Below are 16,558 nucleotides of genomic sequence, written 5' to 3' on the forward strand. Positions count from 1 at the left end.
CTGGCGCGCGCACCGGGAACGCGCCCGGCGTTCTCGGCGCACGCGCCAACCGAAGCGCGCAATCAGGCGGAAGCCGCGGCGCGGGCGGCCGCGGGCAGGGCGTCGACGATCTGCGCCACCGCGGCATCGTCGTGCGCGGCGGTGAGGAACCACGCCTCGAACGCCGACGGCGGCAGCGAGACGCCGGCGTCCAGCATCGCGTGGAAGAACCGGCCGTAGGCGACGGTGTCCTGCTGCTGCGCCGTCGCGTAGTCCGGCACCCCGCCGACGACTTCGGCGCCGAAGAAGACGCTGAACAGGCTTCCCGCCCGCTGCAGCACGTGGGGCACCCCGGCCGCCGTCAGCGCCGCCGTCGCCGCGTCGGCGACCGCGTCGGCCGCCGCTGCCAGCCGGGCGTACGCGGAGGCATCGGCCAGACGAAGCGTCGCCAGGCCCGCGGCGACCGCGACGGGGTTTCCGCTCAGCGTGCCGGCCTGGTACACCGGCCCCAGCGGGGCGAGCATGTCCATGACGTCGGCGCGGCCGCCGACCGCGGCGACCGGCAGTCCACCGCCGATGACCTTTCCGAAGGTGACGAGGTCGGGGACGACGGTCTCCCCCGCGTCCGCGAGCACCTGGGCGTAGCCGCCCGGGGCGGCGCGGAACCCGGTGAGCACCTCGTCGCTGATCAGCAGGGCGCCCTCGCGGCGGCAGAGCTCGGCGACGAACGTGGAGAACCCGGATGCCGGGGCGACAACGCCCATGTTCGCCGCCGCAGCCTCGGTGATCACGGCGGCGATCCGACCGGAGTGCGCGGCGAAGACCTCCTCCAGCGCGGCACGGTCGTTGTACGGGACGACCAACGTCTGCGCCGCGACGGCCTCCGGCACGCCGGCAGAGCCCGGCAGTGCGAAGGTCGCCAGCCCCGACCCGGCGGCGGCCAGCAGACCGTCGGAGTGACCGTGATAGTGGCCCGCGAACTTGATGAGAAGGTCCCGTCCGGTGGCGCCGCGCGCCAGGCGGATGGCGCTCATGGTCGCCTCGGTGCCCGTGGACACCAGCCGCGCCTTCTGCACGGCCGGCACCCGTCGCACGATCTCCTCGACGAGCTCCGCCTCGGCCGGGGTCGGCGCTCCGAACGACAGTCCGCGCGCGGCGGCGGCCTGGACGGCGGCGACGACCTCCGGATGGGCGTGGCCGAGCAGCGCCGGGCCCCAGCTGGCGACGAGGTCGACGTAGCGGCGCCCCTCGGCATCCGTCACGTACGCGCCCGCGGCCTCGACGAGGAAGCGCGGCGTGCCGCCGACGGAGCCGTACGCGCGCACGGGCGAATCCACGCCACCGGGGATGACCGCGCGGGCACGGGTGAACAGGGCGTCGTTGGTGTCGGTCATGCGAGTGCGCGTCCCTCTCGGAGCCAGCCGGCGACCTCGATCGCCCAATACGTCAGAATCGCCTCGGCGCCGGCGCGGCGGATGCCGAGGATGCTCTCCCCGATCGCACGCTCACGGTCGATGACACCGGCGGCGGCGGCGTGCTCGATCATCGCGTACTCCCCCGACACCTGGTAGGCCCAGACCGGCACGGACGACACGGCGGCGACCTCGGCGAGCACATCGAGATACGGGCCCGCGGGCTTGACCATGACGATGTCGGCGCCCTCGTCGATGTCGGCGAGGGCCTCCTGCACGCCCTCGCGGCCGTTGGCGGCGTCGAGCTGGTAGGTGCGACGGTCGCCGGTGAGGGTCGACTCGACGGCGTCGCGGAACGGACCGTAGAACGCGGAGGCGTACTTGGCGGAGTACGCGAGGATCACGACGTCGCTGCGGCCCGCGGCATCCAGCGCCGCACGGCACGCGGCGACCTGGCCGTCCATCATGCCCGACAGGCCGAGGATGTCGGCGCCGGCCTCGGCCTGGGCGAGCGCCATCCGCGCGTACACCTCGAGGGTCGCGTCGTTGTCGACCGATCCGTCGGCGGCGAGCACGCCGCAGTGGCCGTGGTCGGTGAACTCGTCGAGGCAGAGGTCGGCCTGCACCGTGAGGCGCCCGGCCGCCGCGCGCGCCGCGACGGCGATCGCCCGGTTGAGGATGCCGTCGGGGTCGGTCGCGCCGCTGCCGACGGCATCGCGCACGGCGGGAACGCCGAAGAGCATGATGCCGCCGATGCCGGCCTCGGCCGCCTCGTCGACGACGGCCGCGAGCTGGGCGAGGGGGTATTGGTGAACCCCGGGCATGCTCGCAATCGGCTGCGCCTCGGCGATGTCCTCCTTCACGAACACCGGCAGGACGAGCCGGCGCGGGCTCAGGTCGGTCTCGGCGAGGAGGCGTCGCAGGGCCGGGCTCTGGCGCAGGCGGCGCAGGCGGCGGACGGGGAACGCTGTCATCGGGTGACCTCCTGGAGTCGGGGAAGGGTGTCGAGCTCGGCGATGAGGGCGTCGATGCTCTGTGTACGCGCGGTGTGGCCGACGACGAAGCCGAGGCGCTCCGCGTCGCGGGTGGTGCCCGGACCGATCGAGGCGACGAGGGTGGATGCCGGCAGCGCTCCGACCTGTCGGCGCAGCTCGCGTCCGACGCTCAGCGAGGTCAGCAGCACGATCGCGAAGCGGCCGGCGGCGAGATCTGCAGCCACGTCGGCGGCGAGATCAATGCCGACCGTGCGGTAGCCGATGCAGACGTCGACGGCGAAGCCGCGCAGCTCCAGCTCATCGCTGACGACAGCTCCGGCGAGATCGGAGCGCACCACGAGGCAGCGCCCGGTCGAGCTCGCGCTGTGCGCTGCGCACCACTGCGCGATCATCGCGTGGGCCGACGAGCGCCCCAGCGGGATGAAGTCGACGTTCGCCCCCAGCTCGGTGACGGCGCGCGCCGTGGCCTGACCGACCGCCGCGACCCGCAACGACATCGGCAACGCGCGTCCGCTCGCCGACAGGAACAGCGCGAGCTGCTCGACGCTGGCGGCGCTGGTGACGAACAGCCACTCGTAGTCACCGTCGGCGAGCCGGCCGAAGGCGGCGTCGCGCGCGGCCGTGTCGCGGGGCGGGGCGGTGCGGATCAGGGGCGCGATCACCGGTTCGGCACCGCGACGCGTCAGCTCACCCGCGACGTGCTCGCCCCACGCGCCGCCGCGCGGCACGAGCACCCGCGCGCCGGCGAGTGCGGTCACCGCGGGTCTCCCGCGGGTCGCGGACCGAGCTCGGCGAGCTCGGCGGCCCCGGCATCCATCAGCGCGGTGACGACGATACCGGCCTGCGCTGCGCGCCCGGCCGCCGTCGCCAGTTCGGCGGGGTCGGCGGAGTGCGCGACCCGGACTATGCGGGCGCCGTCGAGGGCGTAGACCTCCGCGATCAGCGTGACGGCGTCCGGCGCACGCCGGGCCGAGATGCCGACCGGCGCGGCGCACCCGGCCTCCAGCAGCCGCAGCACGGCGCGCTCCCAGAGCGCGGTGATCTCGGCATCCGCGTCGGTGATCGCGGCGATCTGCGCGGCGACCGGGGAATCCGTGCGCACCTCGACCGCGAGCGCGCCCTGGCCGGCGGAGGTGGGCCAGCCGTCGGCGTCGAAGCGGTCGGTGATCCGGTCGCTGCGTCCGATCCGGGTCAGCCCCGCCTCGGCCAGCACGATGGCGTCATACTCCCCCTCGTCGACCTTGCGCAGTCGGGTATCGACGTTGCCGCGGATGCCGCGCGCCCGCAGATCGGGGCGGCGCCGCAGCAGCTGGGCGACCCGCCGGGGTGATCCGCTGCCGACCACGGCTCCGTGCGGCAGCGCCTCGAGCGTGAGGCCTCCGCGCGCGCACAGCACATCCGCCACAGGGGCCCGCGGCGGAACCGCACCGATCGCGAGGCCCGCGACGTCGGCCGTGGGAAGGTCCTTCATCGAGTGCACCACGAGGTCGCACTCGTCGCGCAGCAACGCCTCACGCAGCGCCGCGACGAACACGCCGGTACCACCCAGCTGCGCGAGGGGTCCGGTGAGCACGTCGCCCGCCGTCGTGATCGGCACCAGCTCCACCTCGCGGCCGGTCGCCGCCCGCAGGGCGTCGGCGACGTGGCCGGACTGCGTGGTGGCCAGCAGACTCGCTCGGGTTCCGAGTCGCAGCGGCGCGGGTGCGGCGGCGTCGGTCACCGTCACGGCGCGATCCCCGCGAGTGCCGGCTGGAAGCCGAGTCGCTTGTTCTCGCAGCATCCGGGACGGCACACGTCGTACCAGGGTCCGAGGTCCGTCTCGTGCGGTCGGTCGGCCGCGGCGGCGCCGTTCAGCCGCTCGACCATGAGGTCGACCAGGCCCGAGACGTACGCCGGATGCGTCCCCGGAGTGGGCGTGCGGATCGCCGTGAGCCCCAGCTCGTCGGCCGTCTCCATCGCCTCGGTGTCGAGGTCCCAGAGCACCTCCATGTGGTCGCTGACGAAGCCGAGCGGCACGATGAGCACGGCCTTGCGACCGCGAGCGGGCAGCTCGGCCATCGCGTCGTTGATGTCGGGCTCGAGCCACGGCACCTGCGGCGGGCCCGAACGGCTCTGGAAGACGAGCTGCCAGGCACACGACGAGCCCAGCCGCGACATGATCGTCTCGGCGACGGCCGTGTGCTGCGCGACGTAGGCGCCGCCGGCGCCGAATCCGCGCTCGGGCGGGCCGGAACGGTCGGCGTCACTGTTGGGGATCGAGTGGGTAGAGAAGAGGATCTCGATCTCGTCGTCGGCGAAGCCCTGGGCATGGAGGGCCTCGAGTCCCTCGGCGACGCCCTCCGCGAAGGGGGTCACGAAGCCCGGGTGGTCGAAGAACTGGCGCACCTTGTCGATCTCGACGGCACCGCTCAGGCCGGTGGCCTCGACGGCGTCGGCGAGATCTTCGCGGTACTGGCGGCACGACGAGTACGAGCTGTACGCGCTGGTCGCGATCGCGAGCAGGCGGCGGTGGCCGGCGTCATGGGCGTCCTGCAGGGCGTCGGCGATGTAGGGCGTCCAGTTGCGGTTTCCCCAGTACACCGGCAGCTCCAGGCCGCGCGCCGCGAGCTCGGCATCCAGCGCCGCCTTCAGCTCACGGTTGTGCTGGTTGATCGGCGACACCCCGCCGAAGTGACGGTAGTGATGGGCGACCTCTTCGAGGCGCTCGTCCGGGATGCCGCGGCCCGCCGTGACGTTGCGCAGGAACGGGATCACGTCGTCCTGACCCTCGGGGCCGCCGAAGCCGAGCAGCAGCACGCCGTCGTAGGCGACGGGGACGGTGACGTGCGGATCGCCGGCGCACGTCGCCGCCGTGGCGGCCGGCACGCGGCATCCGTCGCCGCACACGGGAGCGGCGCTCGCGCGCGGAGGCTTGGGACGGAACTCGGCGGCCCGGCGAGCGATGTTCTCGGCCATCAGCTCAGCACCTCCGCCAGCTCGTCGAGCTCGAGCCGGCGGCCCGTGTAGAAGGGCACCTCTTCGCGCACGTGGCGCCGGGCGTCCGTGGCGCGCAGATCGCGCATCATGTCGACGAGGTGGATGGGATCGTCGCTCTCCAGCGGCAGGAGCCATTCGTAGTCGCTGAGGCCGAAGGTCGAGACGGTGTTGGCGACGACGTCCGTGAAGCGCGCACCCTTGCGGCCGTGCTCGGCGAGCATGCCGGCGCGCTCCTGCTCGGGCAGCAGGTACCACTCGTAGCTGCGCACGAACGGGTACAGGCACAGCCAGCCGCGGGCGCTCTCGCCGCGAAGGTACCCGGGGACGTGACGCTTGTTGAACTCGGCCTCGCGGTGCACCCCCATCGCGGTCCAGACGGCCGTGTACGCCTGCAGCACGCCGGTGCGGCGCAGTGCCCGCAGCGCCTTCTGGAGCACGGCGGGGTCGTCGAACTCACCCGGCGTCGTGTGCAGCCAGATCATGAGATCGGCTTCGCCGCGCATGCCGGTGACGTCGTACAGGCCGCGCACGCTGACGCCGCCGGCCGTGACCGCGTCGACGGCGGCGGACAGCTCGGCGATCGCCGCGGCGTCGGGCGCCACCCGCGGACGGGGGCCGGCCAGGACGGCGAAGAGGGTGTATCCGAGCGGGATCTGTTCGGTCATGCGGTGCTCCTAGGAAACCGGGTGGGTGTGGAGGGAGGACGACGGGAGGGATGCCGCGAGCGCGCGGTCGAGACGGGCGGCGAGGTCGCGGGCGTGCGGGATGACGGAGGCGAGGCCGGTACCGGCGGCGGCGGCCCCGGCCAGGTGGATGCCCGCGGGCAGGTCGTCGGGCGCGGCGGCGCCGACGACGGCATCCGTCCACTCCTGCACGACCAGGTCGACGACATCGGCCGCGGCCACGTCGACGCCGGTGAGGATCGAGACCTCGCGGGCGACCTCGTCGGCCGTGGCCAGCGTACCGGCGGCGGCGTCGCGAGCGGAGAGCCGCACGAGGTGGATGCCGTCAGGCGTCGCGGCGCGCGCCCAGTCCCACTTGGCGGTGATGTGCGTGAGGGCCTTGGCCGCCGTCGGCAGCGCGGCGTCGACGATCACGCCCGAGCCGACGGGTTCGGCGGCGAGGGCGGGGTGGGCGATGGCCGCCGCGACGAGGCGGACCGCCGCCGGGGCGCGCGTCGAAACGCCCGCACCCGCCAGAAGGCGCGCCGCCTCCGCGGGGCCCGTCGCGATCACGACCTGACGCGCCGACAGGGATCCGCTCGTCGTCTCGACGGTGACCGTCTCGACATCCGAGCGCACAGCACGCACCGCGACCCCGGTGCGGATCTTCGCACCGTGGGCCTCCGCGGCCTCAGCGAGCGCCGTCGGAAGGCGCCACATGCCCCCTGCGATGCCGCCGACGGCGGCGCCGGCGCGCTGCCCGGTCGCGATCGCGTCCGCGGCCTCGAGAAGCGAGCCGCGGGAAACGAACTCGCGCCACAGACCGGGGTGCAGCTGCGACAAGCGGGCCTCGGCGGCGGGTCGCGAGTAGACGCTCCGGCAGAGCGTGTCGACGAGCCGATCGGCGACGCGGACACCGAGACGTTCGGCGACCAGGTCGTAGAGCGACGGCTCCGCGTCGGCGATGATGGGCACCCGTCGCTCATCGCGCGCGCGGGCGGCGCCGTCGGCGCCGATGATCGCGACGACGTCGTCGGCACCGGGATCGGCGGGGATGCCGAGAACGGTCCGCCGCGGCAGGCGAGCGCGGCACACGCCGTCGTCCGTGGCGACGGCGAGCCAGGCGCCCTGGGGGCGCGGCGCGACCAGCTCGAGCGGGAGCCCGGCATCCGCGACGAGAGCGGCCACCGCATCGGTACGCGTCGCGAACGACTCCGCCCCGAGATCGATGTCCACCCCCGCGAGCGTGCCGCGGCGCAGCAGCCCGCCGACCTCTTCCGCCGCGTCGACCACGACCACGTCACGTCCGGCACGCGCCAGCTCGTGTGCCACGACGAGCCCGCCCATACCGGCGCCGACGACGACGACATCGGCGCCGGTCGCGGCTGCCGGCGCGCCCGTGCGAGAGGTGGTCACCGCGCGGACTCCGCGGGTGCGCGCCAGTCGTGAACGGTGCGCACCAGATCGGTGAGCACGGTGGGGTCGGTGTTCATCGGCACACCGTGGCCAAGGTTGAAGACATGTGCTCGCGCCGCCAGCCCCGAGGCGAGGGCGGCGTGGGCCGCCCGCCGACGCACATCCTCGGGGGCGAACAGCAGCGCGGGATCGAGGTTGCCCTGCACCGTGAGATCGCGGCCGATGCGGGTCACGGCGTCATCGAGGTCGACGCGATAGTCGACGCCGATCGCATCGACGCCGATCGACGCCATGTCGGCGAGGATCTCGCCGGTGCCGACACCGAAGTGGATCAGGGGCACATCGAGACCTTCGCCGCGCAGCGCGCGAACGGGCTCCAGGGCGGCCGCGGATGCCGGCAGCACGGCGCGCCGGTAGTCGGCGGGAGCGAGCGCTCCGGCCCACGAGTCGAACAGCTGCGCGGCGCTCGCGCCGGCACGCACCTGCAGGGCGAGGAAGCGCCCGGTCACCTCCGCGAGCCAGGCCGTGAGGTCGGCCCAGGCCGCGGGGTCGGAGTGGATGAGGCTGCGGGCGCCGAGGTGGTCTTTCGACGGGCCGCCTTCCACGAGATAGGCGGCGAGGGTGAACGGGGCGCCGGCGAAACCGATGAGCGGCAGCGGCTCGCCGCGCTGCTCGCCCTCCTCCGCCAGCATGGCGACCGTGCGCTGGACGGCCTCGACGACCGCCTCGCCGCGCTCCTCCACGAGTGCCGGATCGATCCGCACGAGCGCGGCGATCTCGCCGGCGGTGCGCACGGGGTTGCGGAAGACCGGGCCGCGGCCGGCGGCGATCTCGACCTCCACCCCGACGAGGTGGAGCGGAACGATGATGTCGCTGAAGAACACCGCGGCATCCACTCCGTGCCGGCGCACCGGCTGCATCGTGATCTCGCTGGCCAGCTCCGGGCTCAGACAGGAGTCGAGCATCGTCCCGGTGGCACGCAGCGCCCGGTACTCGGGAAGCGAGCGCCCGGCCTGCCGCATGAACCAGACGGGGGTGATCTCCGGACGATCGCCGCGGAGGGCGCGGACCAGCCGTGAGGCGGAGGTGCCGTGCGCGGTCAGGGGATGAGCGGCGGCGGTGGCAGAGGCGATGATGATGCTCCCGTGGGACGGACTCGAGTGGGCGTTAATCGTTATACTAACCTCGTTCCCTTCCGTTCGACTCACGACTGGACCCGCGTGCTCGTCTGCCTCTCCGCCCATCAGCGCACCACGCCTCTCGAAGCGCTGGAGCGGCTATCGGTGGTCGGGGACACCGTCGCAACCGACCTGACGGCGGCGCACGAGAGCATTCGCGGAGCCGTGGTCCTGGCCACCTGCAATCGCTTCGAGGCCTATTTCGATCTGGCCGACAATCCCGACGACGCCTCGCCCCTGCCGGCGATGGATGCCGCGATGGAGCGCCTCGCAGAGCTGTCGGCGCTGCCCTTCCGCGACGTCCGCGAGACCGTCGAGTTCGCGCACGGCAACCACGTGGCGCGCCATCTGTTCTCGGTCGCGTCGGGGCTCGATTCCGTCGCCGTCGGCGAGGACGAGATCGCCGGGCAGGTGCGGCGCGCGCTCGATGCCGCACGCCGGGAAGGCGTGACCACCGCTCCCCTCGAGCACCTGTTCCAGCGCGCCACGGAGACGTCCCGCGCGGTCAAGAACTCGACAAAGCTCGGCGAGTCGGGGCGCTCCCTGGTCCGCCTTGCGGTCGAGCTCGCCGGCTCGCGCCTCGGGTCGTGGGAGGAGGCGCGGGTCCTCCTCGTCGGCACCGGGCGCTACGCCGCGGCATCCCTGGCGGCGCTGCGCGACGTCGGCGCCGTCGACATCCGCGTGCACTCGCGATCGGGGCGCGACCGCTTCGCGAAGCGCGAGCACCTGACGACCGTTTCGGCCGACGCGTTCGCCGCCGAGGCCGCCCGCGCGGACGTCATCGTCACCTGCACGACGACCACCGACACCTTCGCCCTCGATCTCGAGAGCCACGGTGCGGCCCGTGCTGCGGTGTCGACGCCGCAGCTGATCATCGACCTCGGGATGCCGCGCAACGTGGATCCGGGGCTGCGCTCGCTCCCCGACATCGAACTGCTCGACCTCGACACCATCCGCGTCCACGCGCCGATCGACGAGTTCGCGACCATCGGCGAGGCCCGCCTCATCGTGCAGACCGCCGCGCAGCGTCATGCGATGGCGCGCCGCGTGCACGAGGTGGCCCCCGCGGTCGTCCAGATGCGCGCGCATGTGCACGCCGTGCTCGACCGCGAGATCGAACGCGCACGTTCCCGCGGCGCGGGAGCCGAGACCGAAGCCGCTCTCCGCCACTTCTCCGGTGCGCTGCTGCACGGTCTGATCTCGCAGGGCCACACCCTCGCCGCCGCAGGTTCGGGTTCGCAGTGGACGAGTGCGGTGGACATCGTCTTTCCGCCCGCCGACGGCGACGAGGACGGCGACCGCGGATGACGCGCGTCACGCTCCGCGACGTCGCCGCGCGGGCGGGAGTGTCGACGGCGGCGATCAGCCAAGCCCTGAACGGTCGCGGCAACCTCAGCGCGGAGACGCGCGAGCGCATCAAGGCGGTCGCTGCTGAGCTCGGCTACGCCCCGAACAAGCATGCGAGCGCACTGCGCAGCGGCCGCACGATGTCGATCGGCTTCGTGATGGCGGCCAACTCGCTGCAGGACGGTCGGCGGGCGCTGCAGCGGGCACGCCAGCTCGACGCGCTGGTGCAGGCCGGAGCCGAGCGCGGATTCACCGTGACCGTGCTGCCCGACAGCCGTCCCGACCTGCTGGCGGGCGCCCAGATCGACGCGCTCTACTTTCCGGATCCGGCCGACGATCGCACGATCCTGCGCGACGCGGTGGCCGCCGGCATCCCCGTCGCGGCGAACGACCTCACCGTCCCCGGCGGCGTGCTGACGATCCGCACCGGTTACGCCGCGGCGGTCCGGGCCGGACTCGCGCACCTCGCGGAGGCCGGAGCGCAGCGCATCGGCTTCCTCGTCGACGAGAGCGAGGTGCCGCGCGACCAGCTCGGCGAGAGCGCCTACCTCGCCTGGAGCGCCGTGAACGGCCGCACGCCGCTCGTGGCGCGGCTGGATGCCGGGCGCCGACGGCTCGTGCCCGCCCTGCACGAACTGCTGGACACCGACGTCGACGCCGTCTTCGCCTACTGCGAGGAAGGGCCCGAGATCTATCTGCATCTCGAGCAGATCGACACCGTCATGCCGCGCGATCTGCAACTGCTGGTGCTGTGCACGATCGACTGCGAGATGAACGCCCGCCTGGGAATCACCCACCTGTGCCTGCATCCGGAGAAGGCGCCCGAGGGGATGTTCGCCGCGCTCGACGCCGGCGATCCCCCGCGCGCGATCGAGCTGCCCTACGAGCTGGTACGCGGCTCGACCACCCGCTGAGCCCACCCGCCCCGCCCCCCCTGCTCGCCCCGCGCCGCCTACGATGGCGTGGTGCCCGTCGCCGACCGTCCCCGTTCCGTCGGCGAGATCATCGCTCCCCGCCGCCTCGGGCGTGACTTCCGCTGGTTGCTGAGCTCGTCCTGGACGAGCAACCTCGGCGACGGGATCGCCCTGTCGGCATCCCCGTTGCTCATCGCCTCGCTCACGAGTTCGCCGATCCTCGTAGCCGGCGGTGCCATGATGCAGTACCTGCCATGGCTGCTCTTCGGCCTGTTCGCGGGGTCTGTAGCCGACCATCACGACCGCCGCCGGCTCGTCATCGTCGCGAACGCCCTGCGCGCCCTCGTCGTCGCCGGCCTGGTCGTGTTCCTCGTGACCGGCGCCGTGAGCGTGTGGATCGTGCTGGTGGCCGCGTTCCTGTACGGAACGGCGGAGGTGTTCGCCGACACGGCCGGCAGCACGCTGCTGCCCATGCTCGTGCGTCCCGCGGATCTCGGTCTCGGCAACGCCAGACTTCAGGCCGGCTATCTGGTGGCGAACCAACTCGCCGGTCCACCGCTGGGCGCGTTCCTGTTCGCGGTGGGATCGTTCTGGCCGTTCGTCACCCAGATCATCTGCGTGACACTGGCCATCGTGCTCATCGCACGCATCGCCCGCACGCCGGTCCCGGATCGCGACGTGGCGGATGCCGAGCGGCCGGCGCAGCCGATCCGCGAGGGTCTGCGGTGGCTGCGGGCGAACCCGCCCGTGCGCACGCTGGTCATGATCATCCTGGTCTTCAACATCACGTGGGCGGCACCCTGGGGCATTCTCGTGCTGTACGCCACCGACCATCTCGGCATGGGTCCGGTCGGCTACGGAGCGCTGACGACGGCATCGGCTCTGGGTGGGCTCGTCGGTGTCCGGATCTTCGGCGCGCTCGAGAGGCGCGTCTCGTTCGCGACGCTCATGCGGGTGTGTCTGACGCTCGAAGTGATCATGCACCTCGCCTTCGCGCTGACGACGGTGCCCGCGATCGCGTTCGTGATCATGTTCGGCTTCGGCGTGTACGCGTTCGTCTGGGCGACGATCTCGACCACCGTCCGCCAGCGCCTCGTACCGTTGACGCTGCAGGGCCGCATCGCGTCGGTGAACATGGTCGGCGTCTTCGCGGGGCTCGTCATCGGTCAGGCCCTCGGCGGCGTGATCGCTCAGACCTGGGGCCTCACGGCGCCCTGGTGGTTCGCGTTCGGCGGATCGGCGTTGACGCTCCTCCTCGTCTGGCGCTCGATCTCATCGATCGCCGCGGCACGGCCCGTGCTCGACGACGCGCAGCTTCCTGAGGAGAACGCACCTTCCTGAGGACGAGTTCCGGCCCAGGAATCCTCGAGATCCGTCATCTCGTCAGCATCCGACGCGTCAGCATCCGACGCGTCAGCATCCGACGCCTCAGCGGGTGCGGTGGATCCGCCGCTCCTCGATGCGCTGCACGAGGTCGCGACCGAGCTCGTCGAGGCGGTCCGCCCAGGGGCCTGCCATCTCGCGGCGCGCCGCACGGCGGAAGAGCTCCTCGACACTCACCCATTCGCTCTCGCACACCTCGAGCGGATCGAGGTCGAGATCGTCGTCGTCAGCGATCCGGGCGGCGTAGAGATCGAAGAGGGCGGATTCCTCGACGACCCTCCCGACGAGAACGAGATCCTCGGGCGCGACCCGCAGACCGGTCTCCTCGGCGAGCTCACGCGACGCGGCTTCGACGCTCGTCTCACCTGCGAGGGCGCTGCCGGCCGGAAGCTCCCACGCGAGCGGCCAGTCCTTCGTCTCCGCACGGCGCGTCATGAGCACCGACCCGTCGCTGAGCTCGACGCACACGGATGCCACGACGTGGAAGGCTCCCGCGGGCACCGGGTCGGCACGACGATGAGTGATCCCGAGCGGCGCGCCGCTCTCGTCGGTGAGATCCCAGAGCTCTTCGCCCGACACGGTCAGTCCTCGAAGGCGCCGTAGACGGCGAGGGTGTTGGATGCCACCTGCGCGCACAGCTCGTCGAGCGGCATCCGCAGCTCCTCGGCCATGAAGCGCACCGTCACCGGAACCAGGTACGGCGCATTCGGCCGACCGCGAAGCGGCGTCGGGGTGAGGAACGGTGCGTCGGTCTCGACGAGGATCCGCTCGCGCGGCGTCACCGCCAGCGCGTCGCGCAGGTTCTGCGCGTTCTTGAACGTGATGTTGCCCGCGAAGCTCAGCCAATAGCCGCGGTCGGCGGCGATGCGCGCCATGTCGGCGTCGCCGGAGAAGCAGTGGAACACCGTGCGCTCGGGAGCCCCGACCCGATCGAGGGTTTCCAGAACGGGGTCGTGGGCGTCGCGGTCGTGGATCTGCATCGCGATGCCGTGCTTCTTCGCCAACGCGATGTGCGCCTCGAAGCTCTCGAACTGCGCTGGACGGCCCGTCTCGTCGGTGCGGAAGAAGTCCAACCCCGTCTCACCGATCGCCCGCACGCGCGGCTGCGCGGCGAGTTCGTCGATCACGGCGATGGCCTCGCCGAGCATGCCCTGCTCGGCATACGCGGGTGCTTCGTTGGGATGTATCGCCACCGCCGCGAGGACGCGCGGGTGGGATGCCGCGGCCCACGCCGACCACCGGCTCGACGCGATGTCGCCGCCCGCCTGGACGGCACCGATGACGTTCACCTCTGCGGCCCGACGCATCTGCTCGTCGAGCGGGAGACCCTCGCCGTCCTCGATCTCGAGATGCGTGTGATTGTCGTAGACGGCGACCGGCAGCGGCTCGGGCGCCGGCGGATATGACACGTCGCGTGAGCTCTTCTCGCGCACGCGGACGTACGTCGACGGATCAACGGCGTCGCTCACCGGCATCCCCTCTCCTCTTCGATCCGGCGCGCTGTTCCCCCCGCGCCTCCGTGTCCCACTCTCTGTCGAATAGAGCACTTGCGCACAGCACCTTTGGGGACATGCCGCCCCGCAAGTGGGACACGATGGAGGGGACGGGTGGGACGGGTCAGGGCTGCTCGATCCGCGGGAACAGCGGCTCGAGGCCGTTGACGCTGGTGCCGGGCACAAGGACTCCCCAGCTCCCGGCTTCGCGGAGCGGCTGATCCTGCAGGCGACCCGGGTGCCCGAGCGCGATCCAGAGCTTCTCGGTCGCCTCCGGCATGAACGGCGACAGCAGCACCGCGAGCGCACGCAGACCCTCCGCCGCCGTGTAGAGCACCGTCGCAAGACGGGCACGCTGAGCGTCGTCCTTCGCCAGCGCCCACGGGGCGTTCTCGGTGATGTAGCCGTTCAGCGCATCCACGATCGTCCAGATCGCCGCGATGGCCTCGTCCGGACGGAAGCGCTCCATCGCCGCATCGGCCGCCGTCGCGGCATCCGCCACGATCCTCTGGATGCCGAGATCGCCCTCCGTGTACGCGGCGGGCGGCGGCACGATGCCCTCGAAGTACTTCTCGATCATCGCCGTCGTCCGCGACGCGAGGTTGCCGAATCCGTTTGCGAGCTCCGCCTGGTAGCGCGCCGAGAGGTCCTCCCACGAGAACGAACCGTCCTGGCCGAACGCGATCGCCGACAGGAAGTAGAAGCGGTAGGCGTCCGAACCGAACACAGCGGTGATCTCGGTCGGGGCGATGCCGGTGAGCTTCGACTTCGACATCTTCTCACCGCCGACCAACAGCCAGCCGTGCGCGAAGACACCGCGGGGCACGTCGAGACCGGCAGCCATCAGCATCGCGGGCCAGATCACCGCGTGGAAGCGGAGGATGTCCTTGCCCACGACGTGGAAGGCCGGCCACCGTCGCTCGAACTGCACGGGATCGGTGCCGTAGCCCACCGCGGTCGCATAGTTCAGCAGTGCATCCACCCATACGTAGATCACGTGTGACGGGTCCCACGGCACGGTGATGCCCCAGTCGAACGCCGAGCGCGAGATCGACAGATCCTTCAGCCCCGAACGCACGAACGAGACGACCTCGTTGCGCGCCGACTCCGGGCGCACGAAGTCGGGCTCGGTCTTGTAGAGCTCGAGCAGGCGGTCCTGGAACTCGCTGAGCTTGAAGAAGTAGTTCTTCTCCTGCAGCAGCTCCAGCGGCTTCGAGTGGATCGCGCAGACCTTGAGCCCCTCGAACGCACCGGTGCCGTCGACGATCTCGGCTTCGGGTTTGAACTCCTCACAGCCCACGCAGTACAGAGCCTCGTACTCGCCGGCGTAGATGTAGCCGCGGTCGTAGAGCGCCTTCACGAATTGCTGCACGCGCTCCTCGTGGCGCGGCTGCGTCGTGCGGATGAAGTCGTCGTTGGCGACGTCGAGGGTCGTCAGCAGCGGGAACCACGACTCGGTGACGAGCTTGTCGACCCACTCCTGCGGGGTCACACCGTTCGCGGCCGCAGCGCGGAGCATCTTCTGTCCGTGCTCGTCGGTACCCGTGAGCATCCACGTGTCATCGCCCGCCTGGCGGTGCCAGCGCGCGAGCGTGTCGACGGCGACCGTCGTGTACCCGTGCCCGATGTGCGGCAGATCGCTCGGGTAGTAGATCGGCGTCGTGATGTAGAAGGACTGACCAGATGTCACCCGACGAGTCTAGTTCGGGCCGGGCCGCCGGCTCCCGCGTGTGACGACGAGCCGTCGGTGCGTCGGCGAGGTTCTCAGGCGCTTTCGCGAACGACGAGCGTGGTGGGCAGCACGACGGCATCCGGATGGCCGCCGGCGATCGCCTCCAGCACCATCTCGACCATCGTGGCGCTGATCTGGGCCCAGGGCTGGCGGATGGTGGTCAGCGGCGGCGTGTGCGCCTCGGCGAGCCCCGAGTCGTCGAAACCGGCGAGCGCGACGTCCTGAGGAATGCGTCGCCCCTGCGCAGCGAGCGTCTGAGCGGCACCGACGGCGAGCAGGTCGCTTGCCGCGAACACCGCATCGACGTCGGGCGCGCGCGCGAGAAGTCGAGCCATCGCCTCCGCGCCCGCCTCACGGGTGAACGGCACCGCTTCGACGAGGTCCTCGTCGAAGCGGTCGCCGAGTTCGTCGCGAAAGCCGTCGAGGCGGAAACGGCCGCTGGGGGTGTCGAGCGGTCCGGTGATCAGCGCGATGCGGCGGTGCCCGCCATCCATGAGGTGCCGCGTCATCGTGCGTGCCGAGCCCACCTCGTCGATGGCGACGTGCGCAACGGTGCGCCCTTGCCACAGCGGGATGCCGGAGCACACGGTCGGCACGCCCGCGTTCACCAACGAGCCGAGCAGATCATCGGATTCGTGAGAGGAGACGAGCAGGACGCCGTCGACGTGGCCGGCGCGCACATATCGGGCCGCGTTGGCCTGTTCGCGCTCGGTGTCGGCGATCAGGAGCACGAGGGTCATCCCACGCTCGGAGACCGCATCGGTCGCCCCTCGCAGCAGGAGCGCCATGTTCGGATCCGACAGCAGGACGTGCTGGGACTCGGTGAGAAGGAAGGCGAGCGAGCCGGTCTTTCCGGTCGCGAGGCTGCGCGCAGCCTGATTGGTCGTGTAGCCCGTCGAGACGATCGCGGCATCGACGGCGGCGCGGGCTTCGGGCGACACCCAGTGCCCTCCGTTGAGCACGCGCGAGACCGTTCCGTACGAGACGCCGGCCGCGGCGGCGACGTCGCGGATGGTCGGCTTCTTCGGCACATCGCTGGGTGTCACGAGAGCCGACTCTACCGGTGTCTAC

15 protein-coding genes are annotated in these 16,558 nt (G+C 71.8%); 3 read left to right on the forward strand and 12 right to left on the reverse strand.

Translation table 11 applies throughout. From position 1 onward, the window contains the following. Positions 1-62: 62 nt before the first annotated feature. From hemL to hemE, 8 genes are read right to left on the reverse strand one after another with little or no spacing between them, the layout of a single operon-like run. Positions 63-1,373 (reverse strand): glutamate-1-semialdehyde 2,1-aminomutase, encoded by a 1,311-nt coding sequence (gene hemL / locus JOE53_RS08525; protein WP_204947412.1) that lies wholly within the window; start codon positions 1,371-1,373, stop codon positions 63-65. Next, complete coding sequence (gene hemB, locus JOE53_RS08530; RefSeq protein WP_204947413.1) at positions 1,370-2,365, reverse strand: porphobilinogen synthase; 996 nt, start codon at positions 2,363-2,365, stop codon at positions 1,370-1,372. The genes hemL and hemB overlap by 4 nt, the downstream gene beginning before the upstream one ends. Further along, the gene (locus JOE53_RS08535) at positions 2,362-3,144 is read right to left on the reverse strand and encodes a uroporphyrinogen-III synthase (protein WP_204947414.1); all 783 of its coding nucleotides are present in this window, start codon (positions 3,142-3,144) and stop codon (positions 2,362-2,364) included. Before JOE53_RS08535 ends, hemB begins: the two co-directional genes overlap by 4 nt. After that, complete coding sequence (gene hemC, locus JOE53_RS08540) at positions 3,141-4,112, reverse strand: hydroxymethylbilane synthase (RefSeq protein WP_204947415.1); 972 nt, start codon at positions 4,110-4,112, stop codon at positions 3,141-3,143. The genes JOE53_RS08535 and hemC overlap by 4 nt, the downstream gene beginning before the upstream one ends. Continuing rightward, positions 4,109-5,341, reverse strand: coding sequence for a ferrochelatase (locus tag JOE53_RS08545; RefSeq protein ID WP_204947416.1), 1,233 nt, complete (start codon positions 5,339-5,341; stop codon positions 4,109-4,111). The genes hemC and JOE53_RS08545 overlap by 4 nt, the downstream gene beginning before the upstream one ends. Beyond that, complete coding sequence (gene hemQ, locus JOE53_RS08550) at positions 5,341-6,027, reverse strand: hydrogen peroxide-dependent heme synthase (protein ID WP_204947417.1); 687 nt, start codon at positions 6,025-6,027, stop codon at positions 5,341-5,343. Before hemQ ends, JOE53_RS08545 begins: the two co-directional genes overlap by 1 nt. A 9-nt stretch (positions 6,028-6,036) precedes the next feature. Then, the gene (locus tag JOE53_RS08555; RefSeq protein ID WP_204947418.1) at positions 6,037-7,440 is read right to left on the reverse strand and encodes an FAD-dependent oxidoreductase; all 1,404 of its coding nucleotides are present in this window, start codon (positions 7,438-7,440) and stop codon (positions 6,037-6,039) included. Next, complete coding sequence (gene hemE / locus JOE53_RS08560; RefSeq protein WP_373876951.1) at positions 7,437-8,648, reverse strand: uroporphyrinogen decarboxylase; 1,212 nt, start codon at positions 8,646-8,648, stop codon at positions 7,437-7,439. The genes JOE53_RS08555 and hemE overlap by 4 nt, the downstream gene beginning before the upstream one ends. A 12-nt stretch (positions 8,649-8,660) precedes the next feature. Here hemE and JOE53_RS08565 point away from each other — a divergent pair, with 12 nt between their 5' ends. From JOE53_RS08565 to JOE53_RS08575, 3 genes are read left to right on the forward strand one after another with little or no spacing between them, the layout of a single operon-like run. Next, entirely contained in the window at positions 8,661-9,926 is a 1,266-nt protein-coding gene (locus tag JOE53_RS08565) for a glutamyl-tRNA reductase (RefSeq protein ID WP_051498710.1), read from the forward strand. Further along, positions 9,923-10,879 carry a LacI family DNA-binding transcriptional regulator gene (locus tag JOE53_RS08570; RefSeq protein ID WP_061682954.1) on the forward strand — a complete coding sequence of 319 codons (957 nt, stop codon included), beginning with the start codon at positions 9,923-9,925 and terminating at the stop codon, positions 10,877-10,879. Before JOE53_RS08565 ends, JOE53_RS08570 begins: the two co-directional genes overlap by 4 nt. A gap of 51 nt (positions 10,880-10,930) precedes the next feature. Further along, entirely contained in the window at positions 10,931-12,220 is a 1,290-nt protein-coding gene (locus JOE53_RS08575) for an MFS transporter (RefSeq protein ID WP_061682955.1), read from the forward strand. Between the two features lie 87 nt (positions 12,221-12,307). Here the strand turns inward: JOE53_RS08575 and JOE53_RS08580 are convergent, their stop codons facing one another. The 4 genes from JOE53_RS08580 to JOE53_RS08595 form a co-directional block, all read right to left on the reverse strand. Continuing rightward, the gene (locus tag JOE53_RS08580; protein ID WP_051498709.1) at positions 12,308-12,841 is read right to left on the reverse strand and encodes an NUDIX hydrolase; all 534 of its coding nucleotides are present in this window, start codon (positions 12,839-12,841) and stop codon (positions 12,308-12,310) included. A 2-nt stretch (positions 12,842-12,843) separates the two neighbouring features. Continuing rightward, on the reverse strand, positions 12,844-13,737 hold the full coding sequence (locus tag JOE53_RS08585) for a TatD family hydrolase (protein WP_036284688.1): 894 nt from the start codon (positions 13,735-13,737) through the stop codon (positions 12,844-12,846). A 142-nt stretch (positions 13,738-13,879) separates the two neighbouring features. Further along, the gene (gene metG / locus JOE53_RS08590) at positions 13,880-15,445 is read right to left on the reverse strand and encodes a methionine--tRNA ligase (RefSeq protein ID WP_204947419.1); all 1,566 of its coding nucleotides are present in this window, start codon (positions 15,443-15,445) and stop codon (positions 13,880-13,882) included. A gap of 74 nt (positions 15,446-15,519) precedes the next feature. Beyond that, entirely contained in the window at positions 15,520-16,533 is a 1,014-nt protein-coding gene (locus JOE53_RS08595; RefSeq protein WP_204947420.1) for a LacI family DNA-binding transcriptional regulator, read from the reverse strand. Between the last annotated feature and the right edge of the window lie 25 nt (positions 16,534-16,558).

The organism is Microbacterium laevaniformans (assembly GCF_016907555.1).
GTDB classification, from domain to species: Bacteria; Actinomycetota; Actinomycetes; order Actinomycetales; family Microbacteriaceae; genus Microbacterium; species Microbacterium laevaniformans.

Excerpts from the sequence above, each read along its gene's own strand:
- JOE53_RS08545 (WP_204947416.1), bottom strand. The coding sequence starts at position 5,341 with ATGGCCGAGAACATCGCTCGCCGGGCCGCCGAGTTCCGTCCCAAGCCT.
- hemQ (WP_204947417.1), bottom strand. The coding sequence starts at position 6,027 with ATGACCGAACAGATCCCGCTCGGATACACCCTCTTCGCCGTCCTGGCC.
- hemB (WP_204947413.1), bottom strand. The coding sequence starts at position 2,365 with ATGACAGCGTTCCCCGTCCGCCGCCTGCGCCGCCTGCGCCAGAGCCCG.
- JOE53_RS08570 (WP_061682954.1), top strand. The coding sequence starts at position 9,923 with ATGACGCGCGTCACGCTCCGCGACGTCGCCGCGCGGGCGGGAGTGTCG.
- JOE53_RS08585 (WP_036284688.1), bottom strand. The coding sequence starts at position 13,737 with ATGCCGGTGAGCGACGCCGTTGATCCGTCGACGTACGTCCGCGTGCGC.
- hemL (WP_204947412.1), bottom strand. The coding sequence starts at position 1,373 with ATGACCGACACCAACGACGCCCTGTTCACCCGTGCCCGCGCGGTCATC.